Source organism: Pseudomonas sp. UBA6315 (assembly GCF_002438125.1).
GTDB classification, from domain to species: domain Bacteria; phylum Pseudomonadota; class Gammaproteobacteria; order Pseudomonadales; family Pseudomonadaceae; genus Aquipseudomonas; species Aquipseudomonas faucium.
The window spans coordinates 1-18825 of record NZ_DJTF01000186.1; the positions used below are offsets into that span (position 1 = coordinate 1).

Here is an 18825-nt window from a genome sequence, read left to right on the forward strand (position 1 = left end):
GCCCGTGCACGCCAACGATCGCGCCGGCACGCTTGGCCACCTGCTGGCAAACGCCGCGCAGCTGGTCGGAGTCGCCATGGTGGATCACGGCATCGAACGCCACTTCATCCTTGTTCCAGTCCGCCACCAGCTTGACCTTGGCCTGCAGCTCCTTCGGCAGGCGGCCGCGCAGGGCTTTGCCTGGTTCGCCATCCACCCACACCGCCGAGCTGCCGACTGCCAGCACCGCGGCGAACTGCGCGAGCAGGTCAGCCTCGTTGTCGGCCAGGCACAGCACATGCTCGCGCGGCAGGATGGTGTAGCTGTTGCGCTCGCCGGTCGGGCCTGGCAGCAGGCGGGCGATGCCGCTTTGCGACTGGCTGGCGAACTGCTCGCACAGCGCGGCCAGGTCGGCTTGCTGGTTGCCCTGGGCCCAGGCCTTGAGGCTGTGCAGCGGCTTGATCAGTTGCTCGTGCAGGGTGCGGTCCGGCTTGCCGTCGCCGTCCTGCTGCTGGAAGTGGCGGCCAATCGCGTCGGCCGGGCGGGTCGACAGCAGGCGGTACAGGTACAGCGGGCCGCCTGCTTTCGGGCCGGTGCCGGACAGGCCTTCACCGCCAAACGGCTGCACGCCCACCACGGCGCCAACGATGTTGCGGTTGACGTACATGTTGCCGGCGTTGGCGTGCTCCACCACCTTGGCGATGGTCTCGTCGATGCGGGTGTGCACGCCGAGGGTCAGGCCGTAGCCGGAGTCGTTGATCTGCTCGATCAGCTGGTCGAGGTTGCGGCGGTTGTAGCGCACCACGTGCAGCACCGGGCCGAAGATCTCGCGCTTGAGCTCGTCGAAGCTTTCCAGCTCGATCAGGGTCGGCATGACGAAGGTGCCGCGCTTGACCTCGGCCGCATCGGCGATGGCCACCTGGTAGATCGCGCGGCCTTTCTCGCGCATGCCCTGGATGTGCTTCTCGATGCCGGCCTTGGCCTCGGCGTCGATCACCGGGCCGATGTCCACGGCCAGGCGGTCCGGGTTGCCCAGGCGGCTTTCGGCCATGGCGCCCTTGAGCATTTCGATCACGCGGTCGGCGGAGTCTTCCTGCAGGCACAGTACGCGCAGGGCCGAGCAACGCTGGCCGGCACTGTCGAAGGCCGAGGACACCACGTCGATCACCACCTGCTCGGTCAGCGCCGAGGAGTCGACGATCATCGCGTTCTGCCCGCCGGTTTCGGCGATCAGCGGGATCGGCCGGCCCTGGTTGTCCAGGCGCCCGGCGACATTGCGCTGCAGCAGGCGCGCCACTTCGGTGGAGCCGGTGAACATCACGCCCTTGACCCGTTCGTCGCCGACCAGGCCAGCACCGACGGTTTCGCCGCGCCCTGGCAGCAGTTGCAGCACGCCTTGCGGGATGCCGGCTTCGAGCAGCAGGCGCACGGCCTGGGCAGCGATCAGCGGGGTTTGTTCGGCCGGCTTGGCCAGTACCGGGTTGCCGGCGGCCAGGGCCGCGGCCACCTGGCCGGTGAAGATTGCCAGCGGGAAGTTCCACGGGCTGATGCACACCACCGGGCCCAGCGGGCGGTGGGCGTCGTTGCTGAAGTCGTGGCGGGCCTGCACGGCGTAGTAGCGCAGGAAGTCCACCGCTTCGCGCACTTCGGCGATGGCGTTGGCGAAGGTCTTGCCGGCCTCGCGGATGAGCAGGCCCATCAGCGGCTGGATCTCGGCTTCCATCAGGTCGGCGGTGCGCTCGAGAATCGCGGCGCGCTCGGCCGGCGGGGTGGCCTGCCAGATCGGTGCGGCATTCAGCGCGCACTGGATGGCGTTGTCGACGTCGGCGACCGTGGCTTCCTGCACGTGGCCCACCACATCACGCTGGTCAGCCGGGTTCAGCACTGGCACGGCAGCGGCTTCACTGGCGGCGCAGGCCAGCAGCGGGGCGGCTTTCCAGGCGTTGTTGGCGGTGGCCAGCATGGCGCAGGACAGCGACGCCAGGCGGTGTTCGTTGGCCATGTCGATACCGGCCGAGTTGGCCCGCTCGCTGCCGTACAGGTCGCGTGGCAGCGGGATGCGCGGGTGCGGCAGGCCGATGCTGCCTTCCTGGGTGCCCATGCGCTCGATACTGGCGACCGGGTCGGCGACCAGTTCCTGGATGGAGATCGAGTGGTCGGCGATGCGGTTGACGAACGAGGTGTTGGCGCCGTTTTCCAGCAGCCGACGAACCAGGTAGGCCAGCAGGGTTTCGTGGGTGCCGACCGGTGCGTACACGCGGCACGGGCGGTTCAGCTTGCCTTCGGAAACCTTGCCCACCACTTGTTCGTACAGCGGCTCGCCCATGCCGTGCAGGCACTGGAATTCGTACTGGCCTGGGTAATAGTTCTGGCCGGCGATGTGGTAGATGGCCGACAGGGTGTGGGCGTTGTGGGTGGCGAACTGCGGGTAGATGGATTCTGGTACTGCCAGCAGTTTGCGTGCACAGGCAACGTAGGAAACGTCGGTGTACACCTTGCGGGTATACACCGGGTAGCCTTCCAGGCCATCGACCTGGGCGCGCTTGATCTCGCTGTCCCAGTAGGCGCCTTTCACCAGGCGGATCATCAGGCGGTGGCGGCTGCGCTTGGCCAGGTCGATGACGTAGTCGATCACATACGGGCAGCGCTTCTGGTAGGCCTGGATGACGAAGCCGATACCGTTCCAGCCGGCCAGCGAAGGCTCGAAGCACAGGCGCTCGAGCAGGTCGAGGGACAGCTCCAGGCGGTCGGCTTCTTCGGCGTCGATGTTCAGGCCGATGTCGTACTGCTTGGCCAGCAGGGTCAGCGACAGCAGGCGTGGGTACAGCTCTTCCATCACGCGCTCGTACTGGGCGCGGCTGTAGCGCGGGTGCAGCGCCGACAGCTTGATCGAGATGCCCGGGCCTTCATAGATGCCGCGGCCATGGGAGGCCTTGCCGATCGAGTGGATCGCCTGCTCGTAGGAGGCCAGGTACTTCTGGGCGTCGTGCTCGGTCAGTGCGGCTTCGCCGAGCATGTCGTAGGAATAGCGGAAGCCCTTGGCTTCGAAGCGGCTGGCATTGGCCAGGGCTTCGGCGATGGTTTCGCCGGTGACGAACTGCTCGCCCATCAGGCGCATGGCCATGTCGACGCCCTTGCGGATCATCGGCTCGCCGCTCTTGCCGATGATGCGGGTGAGCGAGGAGGTGAGGCCGGATTCGTTGTGGGTGGAAACCAGCTTGCCGGTCAGCAGCAGGCCCCAGGTAGCGGCGTTGACGAACAGCGACGGGCTGTTGCCCAGGTGCGGCTGCCAGTTGCCGGTGCTGATCTTGTCGCGGATCAGCGCGTCACGGGTGCCTTTGTCGGGGATGCGCAGCAGGGCTTCGGCCAGGCACATCAGGGCCACGCCCTCCTGGGACGACAGCGAAAATTCCTGCAGCAGGCCCTGAACGATGCCTGCACGGCCACCGGCGCTCTTCTGGTTACGCAGTTTTTCGGCAAGGCCCGCCGCCATCTTGTTGGTGGCCTCTGCCAGCGGTGCGCTCAGGCGCGCCTGCTCCAGCAGCATCGGCACCACTTCCTGCTCGGGGCGGCGGTAGGCGGCAGTAATGGCCGAGCGCAGCACCGATTGCGGAAGGATGCTTTCGGCAAATTCCAGGAAGCACTGATGGCTGTGTTCGGCCTGGACTTCGCCGGCATCGTCGGCGGCGTTGCTGGCATGACCGTTGAGTTCGGTCAGGGTGGCACCACCCTCGAGCTTCTCCAGGTAATTGAAGATCGCTTGCTTGATCAACCAGTGCGGCGTGCGGTCGATGGACTGCGCAGCGGCCTTGAGTCGCTCGCGGGTCGGGTCGTCAAGTTTGACCCCAAGGGTGGTCGTCGCCATTTCTTATCCTCATTATTGGCCATCGGTCGTGGCCTAAGCTGGCGTCAAGAGTATCTGTAGGACAATTCGGGTGCAACCAGGTGCAACCCGAATTTTTTGTGTAAAAGGTGCAACTCGTCTGCTGCCTTTTTCGGCAGGTGAAAAACTGACTTTTGCCGCGGTTTTTCTGCTGAAAAACCCGCTTATCGCACCAAAAGGGAGCAAAAAAGCCACTTGAGCTGAAAATGCACGGCTGGGTGCAACTTGCAAATGAAAAATGGTTGCACCTACTTTGCGTTGTTGCATAGGATTCGCGGCCTGGGTGCAACCGTCTCGCTTACGGGTGCGCATGAGATAAAAACAAACGCCAGGGCACACGCATGGGCAATCCACTAACGATCACTTTCGTGGTCTACATCGCGGCAATGGTGCTGATCGGCTTCGCCGCCTATCGCTCCACCAATAACCTTTCCGACTACATCCTGGGCGGACGCAGCCTGGGCAGCGTGGTCACCGCGCTTTCCGCAGGCGCCTCCGACATGAGTGGTTGGCTGCTGATGGGCCTGCCGGGCGCCATCTACTTCTCCGGCCTGTCCGAAGCCTGGATCGCCATCGGCCTGACGGTCGGTGCCTACCTCAACTGGCTGTTCGTCGCCGGCCGCCTGCGCGTGCAGACCGAGCACAACGGCGATGCGCTGACCCTGCCGGACTACTTCTCCAGCCGCTTCGAAGATGCCAGCGGCCTGCTGCGGATCATCTCGGCCATCGTCATCCTGGTGTTCTTCACCATCTACTGCGCCTCCGGCATCGTCGCCGGTGCCCGTCTGTTCGAGAGCACCTTCGGCATGCCTTACGAGACCGCGCTGTGGGCGGGTGCCGCGGCGACCATCGCCTACACCTTCGTCGGCGGTTTCCTGGCGGTGAGCTGGACCGATACCGTGCAGGCCTCGCTGATGATCTTCGCGCTGATCCTGACGCCGATCATCGTGCTGATCTCCACCGGCGGCATCGATACCACCTTCCTCGCCATCGAGGCGCAGAACCCTGCCAACTTCGACATGTTCAAGGGCGCGACCTTCATCGGCATCATCTCGCTGATGGGCTGGGGCCTGGGCTACTTCGGCCAGCCGCACATCCTGGCGCGCTTCATGGCCGCCGATTCGGTCAAGTCGATCGCCAACGCCCGCCGCATCTCCATGACCTGGATGATCCTGTGCCTGGGCGGCACCTGCGCCGTGGGCTTCTTCGGCATCGCCTACTTCTCCGCGCACCCTGAGCTGGCGGGCCCGGTCACCGAGAACCATGAGCGCGTGTTCATCGAGCTGGCGAAGATCCTGTTCAACCCATGGATCGCCGGTGTGTTGCTGTCGGCCATCCTGGCGGCGGTGATGAGCACCTTGAGCTGCCAGCTGCTGGTGTGCTCCAGCGCCCTGACCGAAGACTTCTACAAGTCGTTCCTGCGCAAGAATGCCTCCCAGCGCGAGCTGGTGTGGGTCGGCCGCCTGATGGTGCTGGCCGTGGCGCTGATCGCCATCGCCATGGCCGCCAACCCGGAAAACCGCGTGCTGGGCCTGGTGGCCTACGCCTGGGCCGGCTTTGGTGCCGCCTTCGGCCCGGTGGTGCTGATTTCGGTGCTGTGGAAGGGCATGACCCGTAACGGTGCGCTGGCTGGCATCGTGGTGGGTGCGCTGACCGTCATCCTGTGGAAGAAGTTCGACACCCTTGGGCTGTACGAAATTATCCCGGGCTTCCTGTTCGCCAGCATCGCCATCGTGCTGGTGAGCAAGCTGGGCAGCCCGTCCAAGGGCATGGTTGCGCGCTTTGAAACGGCTGATGCGGCCTATCACGCCGACAAGTAACGCGTGGTGATTGGCCTGACGCCATCGCCGGCAAGCCGGCTCCTACAGGTATGGCGCTGCTCTTGAGGCTAGCGCTCAACGTGTGGGAGCCGGCTTGCCGGCGATGGCGGCGGCGCCGATCGACAGCCAGGCCTGACTCCGTGCGCAAGGCGAGGTAAACTTGCCGCCCCCGCAGGAGTTTCCATGAACTATCGTCACGCCTTCCACGCCGGCAACCACGCCGACGTCCTCAAGCACATCGTGCTGACCCGCCTCATCGCCCTGATGTCGCGCAAGGAGCAGCCGTTCGCCTATATCGACACCCACGCCGGCCTCGGTCTGTATGACCTGCAGGGCGACCAGGCGACCCGTACCGGTGAATACCTCGAAGGTGTCGCGCGCCTGTGGAACCGTGATGACCTGCCGGCGATGGCCGCCGACTACCTGCGCATCATCAAGCGCCTGAATGCCGATGGTGAGCTGCGCTACTACCCGGGTTCGCCGGAGCTGGCGCGCCGCCTGATGCGCCAGCAGGACCGTGCGCTGCTCAACGAGAAGCACCCCGAAGACGGCCCGCTGCTCAAGGAAAACATGAAGAAGGACCCCCGCGTGGTGGTCCACTTGGGCGAGGGCTGGCACGTGCCGCGGGCGCTGCTGCCGGTGCCGGAGAAGCGCGCGATCATGCTGATCGACCCGCCTTTCGAGCAGGCCGATGAGCTCAAGCGCTGCACCACCTCGATGAAAGAGGCGATCGGTCGCATGCGCCAGACGGTCGCGGCGATCTGGTACCCGATCAAGGACCAGCGCTCGCTGACCCGCTTCTACCAGGACCTGACCAGCACGGGCGCGCCCAAGCTGCTGCGGGTCGAGCTCTATGTGCATCACCAGGACAGCCCGCAGGGCCTGAATGGCTCGGGCCTGGCCATCGCCAACCCGCCATGGGGCCTGGAAGACGAGCTCAAGGAGCTGCTGCCGTGGCTGGCCAAGGAATTGGCGCAGACGGCGGGCAGCTACCGGATGGACTGGCTGATCGCCGAATAAGCCATTTCACGAACTGGCCCTATCGCCGGCAAGCCGGCTCCCACAGGTAATGCGAACCCGTGGGAGCCGGCTTGCCGGCGATGGGGCCAGTTGGAATTGTTTGCGTTATAATCTCGCCCTTTAGCCGCCACCCGCCCACGAGGCCGCTGGCGCATCTCTACCGAATGAAGAGGCTAAACCCTTGGCATTGACGATTCTTGGCCTGTCCGGCGCCCTTAGCCATGACCCTTCCGCGGCCCTGTACATCGACGGCAAGCTGATTGCCGCCGCCGAAGAAGAGCGCTTCGTGCGTGACAAGCATGCGAAGAACCGCATGCCCTACGAGTCGGCGAAGTTCTGCCTGGAGCAGGCGGGCATCAAGCCGTCCGATGTCGACGTGGTCGCCATCCCGTTCGCGCCGATCAGCCTGTTCGGCAAGGCCCGCTGGCACTATGCCAAGCGTTACTGGTACGCCCCGGACCGCGCCCTCGACGCCATCCTGATGGGCAACCGCCGCTACAAGCGCTACCGCAAGAAGATCGTCTGGTGCCTGGAGCAGCTGGGCTTCGACCCGAAAAAGGTCAAGATCGAGCCGGTCGAGCACCACCTGGCCCACGCCTCCAGCGCCTACCACTGCTCGGGCTTCAAGGAAAAGACCGCGATCCTCGGCATCGACGGCAAGGGCGAGTACGCCACGACCTTCTTCGGCTACGGCGAAAACGGCAAGATCCACAAGATCAAGGAATTCTTCGACCCGGATTCGCTGGGCGGCCTGTATGGCGCGATCACCGAATTCCTCGGCTTCGAGATGCTCGATGGCGAGTTCAAGGTCATGGGCATGGCGCCGTATGGCGATGCCAGCAAATATGACTTCTCGCGCCTGGCCAGCTTCGAGAACGGCGAACTGGTGATCAACACCGAATACGCCAACGTGATCGGCCTGCGCCGCTATAAAGAGAAGGGCAAGGGCTTCTACTTCTCGCCCAAGCTGATCGAATGGCTGGGGCCCAAGCGCGAAGGCGACATCGCCGACGAGCCGTACATCCACTATGCGGCCAGCATGCAGGCGCTGTTCGAGAAGCTGGCGCTGCAGATGATCGACCACTACCTGGGCGACACCCTGCGTGAAACCGGCAAGCTGGCCTTCGCCGGCGGCTGCGCGCTGAACGTCAAGCTCAACCAGAAGATCATCGCCCGTCCCGACGTGAAGGAGCTGTTCGTCCAGCCGGCTTCCGGCGACGCCGGTACCGCTGTGGGTGCCGCTGCCTATGTGTCCCACGCCCGTGGCGTGCCGGTCGAGAAGATGGAACACGTCTACCTCGGCCCGTCGTACTCCAACGAGGACGTGATCGCCGCCTGCGCCCGTCACCCGAACCAGCCGAAATGGCGCAAGCTCGACAACATGCCGCAGCAGATCGCCAAGATCATGGTCGACGGCAACCCGGTGGCCTGGTTCCAGGGCCGCATGGAGTTCGGCCCGCGTGCGCTGGGTGGTCGTTCGATCATCGGCTGCCCGAGCGTCGAAGGCGTGGCCGACCGCATCAACCACCAGATCAAGTTCCGCGAGCGCTGGAGACCCTTCTGCCCGTCGATGCTCGACACCGTCGCGCCGCAGATGATCAAGGTCGACCACCCGGCGCCGTTCATGACCTTCACCTTCGAAGTGGCTGAAGAGTGGAAGACCCGCGTACCGGAAGTGGTGCACGAGGACGGCACGTCGCGGGCCCAGGTGCTCAAGCGCGAGTACAACCCGCGCTACTACGACATGATGAAGGCGCTGGAAGACCTGACCGGCAACGGCGTGTCGCTGAACACTTCGCTGAACCGCCGCGGCGAGCCGATGATCTGCTCGCCGACCGATGCCCTGAACATGTTCTTCGGTTCGGACCTGCAGTACCTGATCATGGAAGACATCCTGGTCGTCAAGGACGGCGCGGCCGCGTATGACCAGCCGCTCTGAACCGCGTGTGCTGCAGTTCTGCCATGGCTATGACGGGCCGTTCCTCGACTGCGCCCGTCAGTACGCCAGCCTGTTCCAGGGCAGCGGCTACAAGGTCACCACGGTCTTTCTCACCGGCGCCCGCGACCCGCAGGTCGCGGCCGGTTGCGCATCGGACGAGGTGCTGTTCCTGGAATTCAGCTCCAAGGCCGTGCGCGGCCTGAAGCTCGGCGCCATCCGCGCCTTGCGGCGCATTGCTGCCGAGCGCGATTTCAGCTTCTGCATCGCCCACCGCTTCAAGCCGATCTATATAACGTTGCTGGCGACTGGCCTGCCGGTGATTGGCGTGCACCATGCCTTCGGCGACTATCAGCGCAAGGGGCGGCGGCTGTTCGCCAACCTGTTCAGCAAACGTTTGAGCCTGCTCGGCGTGTCCGACGCGGTGCGTGACGACATGCGCCGCTGCTTGGCGCAGTGGCCTGCCGAGCGCATCCAGACCCTGTACAACCGCATCGACATCCAGGCCCTGGAAGCGGCCCTGGTACCTCGCGCCGAAGCGCGCGAGGCGCTCGGGCTGGATGCGCAGGCGTGGGTGGTGGGTAACGTCGGGCGCCTGCACCCGGACAAGGACCAGGCCACCTTGCTGCGTGGCTTTGCCCAGGCGCTGCCGATGCTGCCGGCTGGCGCACGCCTGGCCATCCTTGGCAAAGGCCGCCTGGAAGACAAGCTCAAGGCGCAAGCTGCAGAGCTGGGTATCGCCGGGCAGGTCGACTTCCTTGGCCAGGTGCCCGATGCGCGCCGCTATTTCCAGGCATTCGACGTGTTCGCCCTAAGCTCCGACCATGAGCCGTTCGGCATGGTCCTGCTCGAAGCCATGGTCGCCGGCGTGCCGGTGCTGGCCACGGCCTGCGGTGGCGCACGCGAGGTGGTCGAGGGCGTGGGCATGCTGTTCCCGCTCGGCGACGCAGGGCAATTGGCCCAGGGCCTGCAGCACATGGCTCAGCTCGATGCGCAGCAGCGCGAGGCGTGTGCCATGCACATGCTGCAACGCCTGCAGCAGCGGTTTTCCGACCAGGCGGTGCGCGAGGCCTTCTGGCAATTGCCGCAGGTACGTGCGTTGGTGGCGAAGGCGTGATGCTCAATCATATTCAAGCGTTTCGCGAGCGCGGCTGGCAGGTCATCGATGCCGCCACCTATGCCCAGGCCTGGGCGCGCTTCGGCGGCAGTGTGGCAACCCATCCGCTGGTGATCGAACAGCTCGCTGAGCTGGCGCAGATTCCCGTGCGTTACCTGGGCTGGCACCAGGCAGGCGAGCTGAAGGCGGCCATTCCTGCCTGGGGGCGTCACCTGGCGCTGTCCAAGGAGGTGCTCAAGCGCGCGGGCAAGAAGGGCCTGTTCGACCTGGGCAATGCCGAGATCCTGCTGCCGGCCGCCGCCGATGCTGCGGCGCCTTTGCGCCATGCCGGGCGCTATCTGTCCGAACTGAGCCAGGGGCGCTTCACTGGCCTCAAGGCGCAGAAGGAGCAACTGGCCATGGCCAGGGCGCCTGAAGACCTGTCGAAGAAATTCCGCTACAACCAGCGCCGCGAGTTGCGCCTGCTGGAAGAGGCGGGTGGCGTGGTGCGCCCGATCAGCGAGTTCAGTGCCAGCGAGATCGCCGCCATGTACCTGGACCTGTTCCAGCGCCGCTGGAATTTCCCGGCCACTGGCGCCGAGCGCATGGCCGAGGTGATCGAGCGCTTGCGCGAGCTGCTGATCGGCTCGGTGCTGATGCTCGACGACAAGCCCATCGCCATTCAGCTGGTGTATCGGGTCGAGGCGCCGGAATGGGTCAGCGTCGAATACGTCAACGGCGGCGTCGACCCTGAAACCAAGGCGTTCAGCCCCGGCAGCGTGCTGAGTTTCCTCAACACCCAGGCTGCCTGGGAAGATGCCCGGGCGCGCAACAAGCCGCTGCGGTTCTCGTTCGGTCGTGCCGACCGCGAGTACAAGGACCGCTGGTGCAACCCCGTGCCGGTGTACCAGGCGTGAGTCGCAAGCAGCAGTTGCTCAAGCGCCACCGGCGCAACAAGCGCCTGGGCCTGCTTGCTGGCCTGGTCGCGCTGGTGTGCCTGGGCGTGTTCGCCTGGTGGTGGCTGCCGCTGTTGCTGCTGCCATTGCTGTGGGCCGCGCACGAGGCCTGGTTCGCCGATCACCTGTTCTATGCACCGAACGAAGACTATGCCTACCGCTTTGGCGAGCACACCCGTGAAGGCGCCGTCACCTGGCGTGGCGGGCTGCTCAAGGCCGACACGGTGCTGCAAGGCGATGAAACGCTGATTCTCGAAGTGCGGGTAAAAAGCGGCTGGCTGGGGCGTTTTCTCGACCCGCGCGTCGAGCTGCTGGCCGATTCGGGCAGCGACAGCCAGGCGTTCGAGCGGGGCGTGGATGGGGTGCGCTTTCTCAACCTGACCGGGCTGGCCACACCGCTGCAGGCGGGTACGCTGCGCGTGCGTGGGCGTCATTGCCGCGTGCTGGGCGAGCCGCGCCTGTGGGTAACGCCCAGTGTCGAGCTGCAACGGCGCCGGGTGATGGTGATTGCGCCGCACGCCGATGATGCGGAACTGGCGGCCTACGGCTTGTACAGCCAGGCAGACGAAACCTGGGTGGTGACCCTGACCGCTGGCGAGATCGAGGCCCAGCATTATCAGCAGATGGGCTTGGCCAAGGCCGAGGCCGCCCGCCTCAAAGGCCGCCTGCGCGCCTGGGACAGCATTGCCGTGCCGCGCTGGGCCGGGGTGCCGGAATCGCATTGCCTGCAGCTGGGCTACTTCTGCCTGCAGCTGCCTGCCATGCAGGCCGCGCCGGATACCCCGGCCCCCTCCCGCGAAGCGGACATGGCCGATATTCGCCCGTTCCGCCAGTTCAACCCGTTCCCGTTGCCGGGTGACAGCGATGGCGCGCCAACTTGGCACAACCTGCTGGCCGACCTGCGTGCGCTGCTGGAGATGGCCAAGCCCGAGGTGCTGGTCATGCCACACCCGCAGCTCGACCCCCACCCCGACCATATCTGTGCCCAGGCCGCTGTGCTGGAGGCCCTGCAGGGCCTGGCGTGGCAGCCGCAGACGCTGCTGTGCTACGCCAACCACCTGCATGACAACGACCGCTGGCCGATGGGTGACAGCGGCGATGGCGTGGCCCTGCCGCCGCAAATGAGCGCCGAGCAGGCCTGGGCGCCGTGCACCTTGGTGCTGGACCTGCCGACCCAGCGCGACAAGGCCATGGCCCTGGGCATGATGCACGACCTGCAGCCCCGGGCGCCGTTCAAGCGTCGCCTGCGCCGGTTGCTGCAGCGCTGGCTGGCTGGGCGGCGGCCTTCGCCCTACGGCGAGAACGAATTCTTCCGCAAGGCCGTGCGCCGCCATGAACTGTTCTGGCGCCGCGAGCTGTAACAACGCCGATGGTTGACCGCGAAGGCGCAGAGCGCCAAAGGAAAGCAATGAAAGTCCTATTTCTGGTGCAGAAGGAACAGCGGGCCATCCTCGATCGCCTGTACGACGGCGTCGCGGCCAACTGCGAGTGCGACTTGCGCTGGCTGACCAGCGAAGACCAGCGCAACCTGCGCCGCTACTTCAAGCGTGAAGTGCAGGTCGAACGTTATGACCGCATCGTCTTCTTCCTGCGCTTCAAGCAGGAAATCCGCCAGGTCGCATTCATCCGCACGGTGCCCAACCTGGTCATCCTCGAACACGATGCCTACCAGAACTACATCCCTTGCAAGTACACCGGCAAGTTCAGCGCCCATTACCGCAAGTTGCCGTGGGCGCGGGTCATCAGCTCCGGCTACATGGTCAGCGAGCGGCTGCGCCAGGAAGGGTTCGATGCGGTCTTCGTGCCCAAGGGCTACGATGAGCAGCTGCTCAACGACCAGGGCCGCGAGCGTGACATCGAACTGGCCTTCGTCGGCAGCACCAACAGCGTCGCCTACAGCGGGCGCAAGGCGCTGCTGGACGAGCTGGGGCGGGTGGAAAACCTGGTGGTGACCCGCACCAAGTCGGGCGAGGACTACTGCAACACCCTCAACCGCATCCGCTTTTTCGTCAGTGCCGATGTCGGCATGGGCGAGTACATGATCAAGAATTTCGAAGCCATGGCCTGCGGTTGCGTGCTGCTGGCATTCGACCAGGGCGAGGAAGAAAACCGCGCCCTGGGCCTGCAGGACATGCACAACGTGGTGTTCTACGACAGCATTCCGACCCTGCAGGCGAAGCTGAAAACGTTGCGCGCCGACCCTGCGTTGGCCCGGCAGATTGCAGAAAACGGGCGCCATTTGGCAGTTTCCCGTTTCAGTTTTGCCGAAGTTGGCCGTAGCATCGTCGACCACATGCGCCCGGCACTGAGGCCGCACCCACCCCTGTCCGCATGGCAGCGGTTGCGCTTGAAGTTGGGAATTTAACTAAAAGAACTTTCGTGCTCACGGACCGGGAACGGGAAGTCGATTGTCGCAATGCGGAGGGAGTCCGGTGCGCTTTTCTGAAGAAAGTGATGTCACGCTTGTCGTGACCAGCTGCGGCCGATTCGACCTGCTCAAGGACACCCTTGAGAGTTTCGATCGCTATAACACCGCGCCTATACGTGAAGTATTGATTACCGAAGACTCGGGGGACGATGCCGTGCACGGCGCTGTGCCCGAGCACTGGAAACCGTATTGCACGGTGTTCGTCAACCGCCCAAAGCTTGGGCAGTTGCCGTCCATCGACCTGGCCTACAGCCGGGTCAAGACGCCTTACATCTTCCACTGTGAGGATGACTGGCAGTTCTATCGCCAGGGTTTCGTGGAAGATTCCCGCACGGTACTGGGCGAGCGCCCCGACCTGCTGCAGGTCTGGTTGCGCAGCTATGCCCATGACCTGGCTATCCACAGCCCTTACATTCGCCTGGGTGATCGCCAGGTGATCGCCGGCGTGCCTTGCTACCCTCTGTTGTCGGATAAGGCCGAGTGGCAGGCGTTTTCGCTCAACCCAGGCTTGCGTCGCCTGAGCGATTATCAGCGCTGTGCGCCATTTGCCGCCTATTCTGGGGAGAAGGCGCTTTCCCGCCGCTATGCTGAGTTAAATCTGACAGCTGTATCGCTGGAGGGTGATGCAGTCTTGCACACGGGGTTTGGCAGCCACGTAACCTTGCCCGAAGAGGTTCAGCGCAAGGCCAAACGGCGCCAGAGGGATCGGATAAAGCTGGCATTGACGCTGGTTATGGGTGCCTTGGTAGGCATGGGAATATCTTTTTTTGTTCACTGACATCGCTGTCCCACCTGGCTTGAACGGGAGAGGGGCACTAACCCCATGAACATCGTCAACATGATGTGGGCAGGCGGTTCGCCCTACATGTCCATCCACCAGGTGCACCGGCAGGTGTTGTCCAATGCCGGAGCCGATGCCCGTATCAGCAACTGGCTGCTGCTGGGCAGTGGCCTGTGTTGTGGGCTGGGCTCCACGCGTGAATGGCATATGCCTCAGCGGGCGCTGAAAGGCCGGCATCTGTGGCGCCTGCTGCGCCCGTGGCTGCGCATGCGCCTGCGCAAGGGGCTGACCGAAGCCCAGGCCGACGTACTGTTGCTCGATGGCATTGGCGTTGCACGCCTGGCGCTGCCATTGCTGCAGAAGTTTCCTGGCGTGCGGGCGAAAGTGCTGTTCCATGGGCGCACCCGCTTGCAGGCCAGCGACATTCGCCTGCTCAGTGCATTGCCTGCCGAGCGCCTGAGCATCGCGGCGGTTTCGCATACCCTCGCGCAATCGCTGGAGCGAGACCTCGGCCGGCCAGTGCAGACCTTGCGCATGGCTCTGGAGCCAGAAACCTTCCGTCACGCCTTGATGAACCGGGAGCAGGCGCGGCAGGCGCTGGCCTTGCCCTCAGGTAGCGAGCAGGTGATTGGCGCCGTGGGCCGGCTGGTGGAGAGCAAAGGTTTCGATATGTTGATCGAGGCATTTGCCAAAGGCGCGGCCCTGCAACCGCACTTGCACCTGGCGATTATCGGCGACGGCCCGTTGCGTGGGGCGCTGCAGGCGCGGGTCGAGGCGTTGGGCTTGCGCGAGCGGGTGCACCTGTGCGGCTACCGCGATGACCTGCGCCAGCTCTACAACGCGCTCGACTGGCTTTTGGTGCCGTCCCGTGCCGAAGGGCTGGGTTTGGTGGTGCAAGAGGCAGTGATGGCCGATGTACCGGTAGTCTGCAGTGACTTGCCGGTATTTCACGAGCAGCTCGAAGGCGCGGGGCGCTACCTGCCGGTTGGCGATCTCGATGCCTGGGCCGATGCCATCGCGCACTGCAATGCGTGTGGCGCGGCGGCCCTGGCCGCCAGACAGCACCAGGCGCTGGCGCCGGAGGCGGCCTGGCGGGCCTTCCAGCATGGCTCGGCGAGCCTGCTGCGCGGCTGAGGTCAGCGCGCCAGCAGGGCCGCCTCGAAGTCGGCGAGCGGGAAGCGGTCACCGAGCTTCTCCCGTTCGATGTAGCGCACCATGTGCTGCACATTGCGCCGAACCATCCGTGCCGACAGCGGCGGGCGCAGGAAACGCATGTCTGCCACGTCGATCAGGCCAAGGCGATCATCAGGCGTGACCACCACATTGCCCAGGTGCAGCGAGCGGAAATACACCCCGCTGCGGTGCAGCTGGCGAATCAGTTCGATCAGGCGCGGCAGGTAGGTGGCCCAGCTGAAGTCGGCATCGCGCGACATCTGCAACAGCGTGCGCCCCGGCAGCGGGCGGTACAGCACCGCCGTGCGCCCTGGCAGGTCGAGCTTGTGATAGCTGATCACCTGCAGGGTGGGAATGCCCAGTTGCGCAAGGCGTTCGGCATTGTCGATGAAGCGCTGTGAGTAAGGGCGCAGCAGTGCAGATGAAATCAGACGCTTGCGACGAAAAACCTTGAGGAAATTACCATCCTCGAGCAGGTAGACTTTGGCGCCATGGCTGTCTGCCTCTATCACCTGGGCGCCAAGTGTCAGCTGATCGAAGTCGACCTGGTTGAGCCGGGAGCATTGCATGAATTGAGCCTTGTCGTCTGGCGAACAAAATGACCGGCAATAATGCCGAAAATAATGCGGTAGCACCATGATGGTGTCTTTTGAGTGACCGGGGGAATGGATGTTGTACGAAAAAAACTGGGCACGGGCCTGGTTGGGTTTTGGCTTGGTCTGGTTCGTGGCGGCGATCGCCCTGGCGCCCAGCAACAAGATTTATCAACAAGGCCTGGTGCTGTTTTTATGGCTGCCTACCTTGGTGCTCGCGTGGTCGGCGCGGGCGGTGTATCTACAAGCGTTCCGGCGCCAGCCGGCGCTATGGGCCTCTCTGCTGGCATTGATGGTATGGGCGGGGCTGACGCTGGTGTGGTCGACTGCGCCGCAGCCCGGGCGTGAGGTGAAGCGGCTGGTCTACATCCTGGTGTTTCTGCTGGCGTTCCCCTTGCTGGCCCAGGCCGGGCTGGCGCGCATTCGCTGCTTGCTGCAGCTCGGTGCTGGCTTGCTGGCCATTGCCGCATTGATCTCTATCGTCAAGTTCTATGGCATGCAGGGCCAGCCATTGCTGGCTCGTCTCGAAGGCATCGGTGAAATATCGCACCCGATTCTCGGCGCCTATGTAATAGGGGCGGCCGTGCTGATGCTGCTCTATCAAATGCCTCGGCAGCGCGCAGCCCAGCTTGGCTGGGTGCTGGCATTGGCCTGCCTGGGGGCGTTCGTTGCGCTCAGCCAGAGCCGTGGCGGGGTGTTGGCGTTGCTGATCACCGTGGTGCTTGCGCCGCTGTGGTTCCGTGATCGTCACAGCCGCCTCTTCGCGGTGTTGGCATTGCTCGCCACCGGTCTTGCCTTTTTCTTTGTCTACGACGTTATCACCCAGCGTGGCTCCTCTTACCGCCCGGAGATTTTCCAGGCGGTGCTGCAGATGATCGGCGAACGTCCCTGGACAGGGTTGGGGCTGGGTGCTGAATACGATGTGAGTACGGTGGGGATGGTGTTCGATCACTCGCACAACATGTTCACCCACGTCGCGATCGAGATAGGCCTGCCGGGGATGCTGCTGTGGATCGCCGCCTGGCTGTTCACCCTGGGCGAAATCGTGCGTGCCCGGGATACCCTGATGGGCAAGATCCTGCTTGCGCTGTGGGTCTACTCCACACTGGCCATGCAGTTCGATGCCGCCAGCATCAGCGGAACCCCGCGCGCCGAGTGGTTCGTCAGCTGGCTGACGGTCGGCCTGGCCATGTTGTTACCCTGGGGGCGTGCCGAAAAGGGCGCCTGTGGTAAAATTTCCGGTTCAACCTGAACAGCGAGCTCGATGATGGCCGAAACACCGCGACCGGCGGAGCACTCCTCCAGCCTGAAGATCTACTTCCGGCTGCTGAGCTACGTGAAACCCTATGTCGGCATTTTCTTGCTGAGCATCATCGGTTTCGTGATCTTTGCCTCGACCCAGCCCATGCTGGCCGGCATCTTGAAATACTTCGTCGATGGCCTGAGCAACCCCGAAGCGGTGTTGTTCCCCAATGTGCCGTACCTGCGCGACCTGCAGTTGCTGCAGGCGGTGCCGCTGCTGATCATCCTGATCGCCGCCTGGCAGGGGCTGGGGTCGTTCCTGGGCAACTATTTTTTGGCCAAGGTTTCCCTGTGCCTGGTGCATGACCTGCGCGTCGAGTTGTTCAACAAGCTGCTGGTACTGCCCAACCGCTACTTCGACACCCACAACTCCGGGCACCTGATCTCGCGCATCACCTTCAACGTGACCATGGTCACCGGCGCCGCCACTGACGCGATCAAGGTGGTTATCCGTGAAGGCCTGACGGTGGTGTTCCTGTTCGCCTACCTGCTATGGATGAACTGGCACCTGACCCTGGTGATGGTCGCCATCCTGCCGGTAATCGCGGTGATGGTCAGCGTCGCCAGCAAGAAATTCCGCAAGCAGAGCAAGAAGATCCAGGTGGCCATGGGCGACGTGACTCACGTCGCGTCCGAAACCATCCAGGGTTACCGCGTGGTGCGCAGCTTCGGCGGCGAAGCCTACGAGCAGCAGCGCTTCGGTCGCGCCAGCCAGAGCAACACCGACAAGCAGCTGCGCATGACCAAGACCGGTTCGCTGTATACGCCGATGCTGCAGCTGGTGATCTACAGCGCCATGGCCGCGTTGATGTTCCTGGTGCTGTTCCTGCGCGGTGAGTCCACCGCCGGTGACCTGGTGGCCTACATCACGGCCGCGGGCCTGCTGCCCAAGCCGATCCGCCAGCTTTCGGAAGTCAGCTCGACCATCCAGAAAGGCCTGGCCGGCGCCGAGAGCATCTTCGAGCAGCTGGACGAGGAGCCTGAGCTCGATACCGGCACGGTCGAGAAGGAGCGCGTGCAGGGGCGCCTGGAAGTGCGCAACCTGAGCTTCACCTACCCGAACACCGAGCGCGAAGTGCTCAGCGATATCAGCTTCGTCGCCGAACCTGGGCAGATGATTGCCTTGGTGGGCCGCTCTGGCAGCGGCAAGTCGACCCTGGCGGCGCTGATCCCGCGTTTCTATCACCACAGCAAAGGGCAGATCCTGCTCGATGGCGTGGAAATCGAGGACTATCGCCTGCGCAACCTGCGCAAGCACGTGTCGCAGGTGACCCAGCATGTGACCCTGTTCAACGACACGGTGGCCAACAACATCGCCTATGGTGACCTGGCCGGCGCCCCGCGCGCGGACATCGAAGCGGCAGCGGCCGACGCCTATGCCAAGGAGTTCGTCGACCGCCTGCCCAAAGGCTTCGACACCGAGGTGGGCGAAAACGGCGTGCTGCTCTCCGGCGGCCAGCGCCAGCGCCTGGCAATTGCCCGGGCCTTGCTGAAGAACGCCCCGCTGCTGATCCTCGACGAAGCGACCTCGGCCCTGGACACCGAATCCGAACGGCATATCCAGGCCGCGCTGGACCACGTGATGCAAGGCCGTACCACCCTGGTGATCGCTCACCGCCTGTCGACCATCGAGAAGGCCGACCAGATCCTGGTCATGGACCAGGGCCGCCTGGTGGAGCGTGGCACCCATGCCGAGCTGTTGGCTGCAAATGGCCATTATGCCCGCCTGCATGCCATGGGCCTGGACGAGCCGACCAAGGCCGATATCACCTGAGCCTACCTTGATCGGGGCCTTGCGGCCCCGATTGTCACTGGAATTTTCCAGGGCCCGATCTGGCCGTAAAGCCCTCGTCTGCCC

The 18825-nt window shown here is 64.3% G+C and carries 14 protein-coding genes; 11 read left to right on the plus strand and 3 right to left on the minus strand.

The features are described from left to right. The coding region (gene putA / locus B3E94_RS22430) for a trifunctional transcriptional regulator/proline dehydrogenase/L-glutamate gamma-semialdehyde dehydrogenase (RefSeq protein ID WP_286915262.1) at nt 1-3844 on the minus strand (3844 nt) is incomplete at its 3' end. Between the two features lie 33 nt (nt 3845-3877). Further along, nucleotides 3878-4129 carry a hypothetical protein gene (locus B3E94_RS22435; RefSeq protein WP_286915263.1) on the minus strand — a complete coding sequence of 84 codons (252 nt, stop codon included), beginning with the start codon at nt 4127-4129 and terminating at the stop codon, nt 3878-3880. 74 nt (nt 4130-4203) lie between these two features. Between B3E94_RS22435 and putP the strand changes: the two genes are divergently transcribed. From putP to B3E94_RS22480, 9 genes are all read left to right on the plus strand, one after another. Continuing rightward, nucleotides 4204-5682 carry a sodium/proline symporter PutP gene (gene putP / locus B3E94_RS22440; RefSeq protein ID WP_176518139.1) on the plus strand — a complete coding sequence of 493 codons (1479 nt, stop codon included), beginning with the start codon at nt 4204-4206 and terminating at the stop codon, nt 5680-5682. 183 nt (nt 5683-5865) lie between these two features. Continuing rightward, the gene (locus B3E94_RS22445; RefSeq protein ID WP_016395292.1) at nt 5866-6702 is read left to right on the plus strand and encodes a 23S rRNA (adenine(2030)-N(6))-methyltransferase RlmJ; all 837 of its coding nucleotides are present in this window, start codon (nt 5866-5868) and stop codon (nt 6700-6702) included. Nucleotides 6703-6883: 181 nt separating this feature from the next. Continuing rightward, complete coding sequence (locus B3E94_RS22450; protein ID WP_176516160.1) at nt 6884-8641, plus strand: carbamoyltransferase family protein; 1758 nt, start codon at nt 6884-6886, stop codon at nt 8639-8641. Then, nucleotides 8625-9755, plus strand: a complete 1131-nt coding sequence (locus B3E94_RS22455) for a glycosyltransferase (protein WP_176516158.1) — start codon at nt 8625-8627, stop codon at nt 9753-9755. Before B3E94_RS22450 ends, B3E94_RS22455 begins: the two co-directional genes overlap by 17 nt. After that, the gene (locus B3E94_RS22460; RefSeq protein ID WP_176516156.1) at nt 9755-10651 is read left to right on the plus strand and encodes an antimicrobial resistance protein Mig-14; all 897 of its coding nucleotides are present in this window, start codon (nt 9755-9757) and stop codon (nt 10649-10651) included. Before B3E94_RS22455 ends, B3E94_RS22460 begins: the two co-directional genes overlap by 1 nt. After that, nucleotides 10648-12051, plus strand: coding sequence for a PIG-L deacetylase family protein (locus B3E94_RS22465; RefSeq protein ID WP_286915264.1), 1404 nt, complete (start codon nt 10648-10650; stop codon nt 12049-12051). The genes B3E94_RS22460 and B3E94_RS22465 overlap by 4 nt, the downstream gene beginning before the upstream one ends. Before the next feature lie 47 nt (nt 12052-12098). Then, nucleotides 12099-13055 carry a glycosyltransferase gene (locus tag B3E94_RS22470; RefSeq protein ID WP_286915265.1) on the plus strand — a complete coding sequence of 319 codons (957 nt, stop codon included), beginning with the start codon at nt 12099-12101 and terminating at the stop codon, nt 13053-13055. Between the two features lie 67 nt (nt 13056-13122). After that, nucleotides 13123-13896 (plus strand): glycosyltransferase family 2 protein, encoded by a 774-nt coding sequence (locus B3E94_RS22475; RefSeq protein ID WP_286915266.1) that lies wholly within the window; start codon nt 13123-13125, stop codon nt 13894-13896. A 45-nt stretch (nt 13897-13941) separates the two neighbouring features. Further along, entirely contained in the window at nt 13942-15033 is a 1092-nt protein-coding gene (locus B3E94_RS22480) for a glycosyltransferase (RefSeq protein WP_286915267.1), read from the plus strand. Between the two features lie 2 nt (nt 15034-15035). Here B3E94_RS22480 and B3E94_RS22485 read toward each other — a convergent pair whose 3' ends face one another. Further along, nucleotides 15036-15641 carry a toluene tolerance protein gene (locus tag B3E94_RS22485; RefSeq protein WP_286915268.1) on the minus strand — a complete coding sequence of 202 codons (606 nt, stop codon included), beginning with the start codon at nt 15639-15641 and terminating at the stop codon, nt 15036-15038. Nucleotides 15642-15741: 100 nt separating this feature from the next. Between B3E94_RS22485 and B3E94_RS22490 the strand changes: the two genes are divergently transcribed. Beyond that, the gene (locus tag B3E94_RS22490) at nt 15742-16917 is read left to right on the plus strand and encodes an O-antigen ligase family protein (RefSeq protein WP_286915269.1); all 1176 of its coding nucleotides are present in this window, start codon (nt 15742-15744) and stop codon (nt 16915-16917) included. Between the two features lie 15 nt (nt 16918-16932). Further along, entirely contained in the window at nt 16933-18741 is a 1809-nt protein-coding gene (gene msbA / locus B3E94_RS22495; protein WP_286915270.1) for a lipid A export permease/ATP-binding protein MsbA, read from the plus strand. Nucleotides 18742-18825 lie beyond the last annotated feature (84 nt).

Bases quoted from the DNA above. Each gene is read 5' to 3' on its own strand.
- B3E94_RS22455 (WP_176516158.1), top strand. From the start codon at position 8,625: ATGACCAGCCGCTCTGAACCGCGTGTGCTGCAGTTCTGCCATGGCTAT.
- msbA (WP_286915270.1), top strand. From the start codon at position 16,933: ATGGCCGAAACACCGCGACCGGCGGAGCACTCCTCCAGCCTGAAGATC.
- B3E94_RS22485 (WP_286915268.1), bottom strand. From the start codon at position 15,641: ATGCAATGCTCCCGGCTCAACCAGGTCGACTTCGATCAGCTGACACTT.
- putP (WP_176518139.1), top strand. From the start codon at position 4,204: ATGGGCAATCCACTAACGATCACTTTCGTGGTCTACATCGCGGCAATG.
- B3E94_RS22445 (WP_016395292.1), top strand. From the start codon at position 5,866: ATGAACTATCGTCACGCCTTCCACGCCGGCAACCACGCCGACGTCCTC.
- B3E94_RS22490 (WP_286915269.1), top strand. From the start codon at position 15,742: ATGTTGTACGAAAAAAACTGGGCACGGGCCTGGTTGGGTTTTGGCTTG.
- B3E94_RS22470 (WP_286915265.1), top strand. From the start codon at position 12,099: ATGAAAGTCCTATTTCTGGTGCAGAAGGAACAGCGGGCCATCCTCGAT.
- B3E94_RS22460 (WP_176516156.1), top strand. From the start codon at position 9,755: ATGCTCAATCATATTCAAGCGTTTCGCGAGCGCGGCTGGCAGGTCATC.
- B3E94_RS22435 (WP_286915263.1), bottom strand. From the start codon at position 4,129: ATGCAACAACGCAAAGTAGGTGCAACCATTTTTCATTTGCAAGTTGCA.
- B3E94_RS22480 (WP_286915267.1), top strand. From the start codon at position 13,942: ATGAACATCGTCAACATGATGTGGGCAGGCGGTTCGCCCTACATGTCC.